Origin of the sequence: Thermogutta sp. (assembly GCF_014359955.1) — a bacterium.
Taxonomy (GTDB): Bacteria; Planctomycetota; Planctomycetia; order Pirellulales; family Thermoguttaceae; genus Thermogutta.
Genome location: NZ_JACIYL010000300.1, coordinates 1 through 4,840 on the forward strand (window position 1 = coordinate 1; position 4,840 = coordinate 4,840).

General features: G+C 59.1%; 4 protein-coding genes. All 4 read left to right on the forward strand.

Annotated elements, in window-relative coordinates:
* Window positions 1–612 (forward strand): amidohydrolase family protein (locus H5U08_RS10245; protein ID WP_297032702.1); only part of this gene is annotated, 612 nt, incomplete at its 5' end.
* Complete coding sequence (locus tag H5U08_RS10250) at window positions 609–1,541, forward strand: amidohydrolase family protein (RefSeq protein ID WP_297032704.1); 933 nt, start codon at window positions 609–611, stop codon at window positions 1,539–1,541. The genes H5U08_RS10245 and H5U08_RS10250, both read left to right, overlap by 4 nt.
* Window positions 1,542–2,014: 473 nt before the next feature.
* Entirely contained in the window at window positions 2,015–2,773 is a 759-nt protein-coding gene (locus tag H5U08_RS10255; RefSeq protein ID WP_297032706.1) for a hypothetical protein, read from the forward strand.
* 492 nt (window positions 2,774–3,265) lie between these two features.
* A partial coding sequence (locus H5U08_RS10260) for a hypothetical protein (RefSeq protein WP_297032708.1) occupies window positions 3,266–4,840 on the forward strand: 1,575 nt, incomplete at its 3' end.

The following is a 4,840-nucleotide window of genomic DNA, read 5'->3' on the forward strand; positions in this document are numbered from 1 at the left end:
CGGGAAGTGCGGCAGGCCATTGAGCGGTTTCCCGATCGTGCGTTCGGCTTTGTCTATTTGAATCCCAACCACCTTCAGGCCAGCCTGGACGAATTGAATCGCCACGTGGCCGATGGGCCTATGGTGGGCGTGAAGCTTTGGGTAGCAAAGCGGTGTGCCGATCCTGCTCTGGATCCTCTGGTGGAGCGTGCCACAGAGCTGAAAGCGGTCGTCCTTCAGCACACCTGGCTGAAGACGACGGGCAACCTCCCCGGGGAATCGACGCCCCAGGACCTTGCCGTTCTGGCCCGCCGCCATCCGGAGACGACATTCATCGCCGCCCACAGTGGTGGCAATTGGGAGTACGGTCTTCGGGCTGTTCGCCCATGTGGGAACGTCTTGGTGGATCTGTGTGGATTTGATCCCACGGCGGGTGTAACGGAGATGGCGGTACGGACACTGGGCGCCGAACGGGTTCTTTTCGGTAGCGATGCACCCGGCAGAAGTTTCGCCACCCAACTGGGGAAGGTGCTGGGGGCCGATATTTCTGCGGACGCCAAACGTCTGATCCTCGGCGAGAATCTGCGGCGGATCCTTTGGCCGATTTTGGAGCGAAAGGGTATCCGACTATGAACGGCAGTGAGAGCCCATGGAGACTGGATCGCCGGGCGTTTCTCGTTTCGGCGGGGATCATGGGGACAACCCGGGGCAGAGTCGCTTTCGCCAGGATCCCCGAAGAGCAGGACACCCTGCTTGAACACCTGGAGCAAGAACCTCCCTGGCCTCTTGTGGACACGAACGTCTCCTTGTTTCGGTGGCCATTCCGCCGACTCCCGAACGACACAACACAAAAGCTCGTCACCACACTGAGGTGTTATGGAGTGGTCGAGGCATGGGCGGGAAGTCTGGAGGGGGTGTTTCATGCGGATATGAAGGGCGTCAATGAGCGGCTGATGGAAGAGTGTGCTCGCTGGTCTGACCTGTTGCGCCCGTGCGGCACGATTCACCCCGGGTTGCCCGATTGGGAGGAGGATTTTCGTCAGTGCGTGGACGATTGGGGAATGAAGGTCCTTCGTTTGTTTCCCAATTATCACGGGTATTCGCTGGACAGGCCGGAAGTGGAGGCCGTGCTGCTGATGGCGGCAAAGCGGAGGGTGCTTGTGCAAATCGTCGTGGAGATGGAAGATCCGCGGACGCAGCCACGCCTGTTCCGCGTGCCACCGGTGAATCTGGCTCCTTTGGAACAACTCCTCAAGAGAGTCCCGGATGTCACCATTATGCTGCTGAACGGCCACCGCACGTATTCGCCGACACAACTGAGACGCTGGATGGAGAGCGGCCGCGTCTTTGTGGATCTGAGCATGCTGGAGGGTGTCGGTGGGATCGAGCGCCTTGTGGGGACAGTCTCTGCAGAGCGGGTGTGTTTTGGGTCATTTGTGCCGTTGTTCTATTTCGCGGCAGCACGGTTGAAACTGGCGGAGTCGCGGCTGGCACCTGAGGTACAACAGGCCATTGCCAGTGGTAACGCACGGCGTTTGTTGGAGGGCCTGCTCGCCGGCTGAGCGGTGCTGGGGGTTGGCACCAGGAGCCCATTATGCAGCGCGAGTTTGCTCGTTGAATCATCCCGACTTTTCTCAGGATCTGTAAGGATCTTTGACTGAGCGAAGGCTCGACTGGTGGGCAAAATTAATAACAACAGGCTCGTCCGTTCGGAGAGGCAGCGGTCGTTTTTCTAGGGATTTCCACCGATTCGCGGCGTGGCTTCTCGATAGTGCGCGGGTATCCCCCGGCGGGGTGCCGCGCAAATGAACGCGCTCCGTGGAGCGGATCGTTTTCGTTTTTCCGTTCCCGACGTAAACTAAAGTTATGTGGAACAGGCGGAAAATGATCGTTTTCTCGACACAAAATAGTACTTACAACAGTAGTACTTACACCTGCGCCGGTATGTCTGTCGGGCGCCCGCCCGATGGTCGGTTTCCTGACGGCGGGTCGGCATGGCAGGGGTTGGACGAACCCTTTGACAAAGGGGGTGGATATGGCAGGCACCATTGAGTTTTTATGTCCGAACGGCCACCGTATTCGGTGTGGGGAAGATCGGGCGGGCAAGCCAGCCAAGTGTCCGAAATGTAACGTGAAATTCCTGATTCCGACGCTGGAGGAGATTCGCGCGGCGCAGGGGAGTGAAAATAGCGGGGCGGCCACGTACTCACGCGATCGCACACGGATTCAGTTCCTCTGTCCCAACGGGCATCGCCTGTTTGGCTCGTCGGATTTGCAGGGCCGACCGGGGCAGTGTCCCGAGTGCGGTGTCCGCTTCCGGATTCCCGTGGTGGAGGAACTCTCTGAGCACGAAGCAGAGGAAGCGATTCCGCTCAGTCTCGCCCCAGAACCTTCGCCCCATCTTGTGGCGGGAACGGGGCTGGGGGATTCCGCGGTTGTTCCCGACAGCGGTCTCCATCTGGAATTGTTTCCCAGCCGGTTACCGGGCGATAGTCGGGTGGAAATGCGGAGCGACTCTTCCCGGGGCGATCAGATTGCCGGGCAAAGTTTTGGCGAGCTGTTTCAGAAAGTGTGGGCCAGCCGACCCATTGCCAGCACCGTGCAAATCCGGCTGGAAGACGGGCAAACCATGACGGTCCTGAAATTCCGGCCGTTCGGACACAACGGCGAATATGCGGCCTTCATTGTGGAGGATTCGGCCCTTGGGGCGGGATTGGTCGTGATCCCCTGGCAGGCCGTGCGAATGGTGCACATCAGCGGTGTGAAGGAGTTTCCCTCGCAGATTTTTGGCTGACCCGAATCGCCTGGCGCCGTTCGCCGATTTCTGTGCAGAGGGGGGATCCTCTCGAAAAAGTGTGTTTTCCGGGGGAGGTGTTTGACTTTTCCCGCTGCTCTGTCCCGACCCGGAGTGGGCGGCTCTTCACGGGTTGAGGACGGGTTCTCCTTCGGCCCGAACGTCTCTTCCGTCTGGATTCTGACGGACAAGCAGAACCCTCGTCCCTTTTTCTCGGCTTAGCGCTGGGAAGTGGCCCAGGTGTCAGGAACGACGTTTTAGGGGTCGGCACATCTTTTGAGTTGTGGAATTTGCTGTGGCTGCAGGTCAAAATAAAAGGGCTGGGCGGGGAGAGTCTGCCGGGTTCACGGGGCTTACTCGGAAGATGCCAATCGGAGAGACAAAACCCGGAAAGAGGGAATTTTCTCCGCGTGAGGCGTGTGGAATAGGGAGGTTCAAGATTTTGCGCCAATTGATGGTGGGCCTGATTATATGACGCTTTGAGTGGCCAATATGTCTGATCTTGTGCGGGTACTGGGAACATCCCTTCCAACGACGCCTGCCACGGGAAGTTTCGTGGCGCCGACGCCCCTTCAACGGGAAACGCTGCACGGGCCGCCGAAACCTTCGGACGTTTTGCACGCGGTGCGGCGGCGCTGGTGGTTGATCTTGATTTTGGGATTCGCAGCGAGCGTGGGGGTGATGGTCTTTGCCTGGCGGACCATTCCCGTGGAATACACAGCTACGGCGTGGTTGCAGGTTTCGCTCGAGAGGCCGCACGTCCTTTTTGAGACGAAAGACGATGATCCGCTGCTCCGTAACAGGCAAACGCAGACAACCCTCGTGACCAGTAACCGAGTACTGACCGCGGCACTGCAAAAGCCGGGGATCAGTCAGCTTCCCTACATTCGCAACCAGGTCGATCCCGTCATGTGGTTGCGGCGCAATCTGCGGGTTCGATTTGCCGATCAGGCGGAGATTTTGGAAATCAGCATGACGGGCGACGATCCCGAGCAAATTACGGCGATCGTCAACGCCGTGAAAGACGCCTACATGACCGAAGTAGGGGATGTCAGTCGGACTTATGCCCTGGAGCGAAAGAAGCTGCTGGAAGCCAATTACGCGCAAACTCTGGAACTCGTCAAAAAGCGTGACCAGCGCTATCGGGAACTGGCCAACGCGGTGGGAAGTCCGGATTCCGAGGTGGCCCGCAAGAAAGCCCTCACGGCGCTGGAAACGCTGGCAGATCATCGTAAACATGTGAACGAATTACGGCAGCAAATCAGCGGTTTGGAGCGTCGGATCGCCATTTTGCAGAGCCGGCTCCGTTATCTGGAAGAACACCGTCCGCAGACCACCGAAGAAGAACGGCGGCAACGCGACGAGGCCGTGATCCGGCAGATTGTGGAAAACGCCCTGCGGGCGGATCCCTGGATTGCGGCGGCACAGGCGAGGTTGAGTTATCTGGAGACGCGATGGTTCGAAGAGCGGCAGCGGGCGGCGCAGGGCGAAAAGGCTCCCAGTGTCCAGCGAATTCAGGAAGAAATGGAGACCCTGCGAAAAGGTCTCGAGCAGCGTCGCGCAGAATTGACGCCGCAGCTCGAGGAATTTGCACGCGAGCAACTGGCCAAGGGGCGGGCGGTAGCCCCTCCCACCGAAGCGGAGCAAATTCAGGCCGAGATTGCCCAGGCAGAATTGGAGAAAGCCGTCCTGGAAGACGAATTGAAGGTGGCCCTGGAGCAGTTTGAAAAGGAAGCGGCGGAGGCCGAGCAACTCGGCAGGTACTCTGCCGATCTGGAGGCGGAAAGGGCGGAGGTAGAACGGCTGAAAGCCATCGCTGCCCGTATGGGGGACGAGCTGGAGCGGTGGAATATCGAACTTGCGGCGCCCCCACGAGTACGAGTGCTGGAGGAAGCCAGCACGCCCAGGATCAGCAACATCAACGACAAGTATCGGTTGGTGTCATTCTTGGGGCTGATGGCATTTCTGGGGACGGGCGCCGCCGTCGTGCTGCTCGATTTCCTCCTCAGACCGGTGAGCTCTGCCTATCAGATCTCTTACGGTCTGGGGTTGCCGGTGCTTGGAGAT

Excerpts from the sequence above, each read along its gene's own strand:
- H5U08_RS10255 (WP_297032706.1), top strand. The coding sequence starts at position 2,015 with ATGGCAGGCACCATTGAGTTTTTATGTCCGAACGGCCACCGTATTCGG.
- H5U08_RS10250 (WP_297032704.1), top strand. The coding sequence starts at position 609 with ATGAACGGCAGTGAGAGCCCATGGAGACTGGATCGCCGGGCGTTTCTC.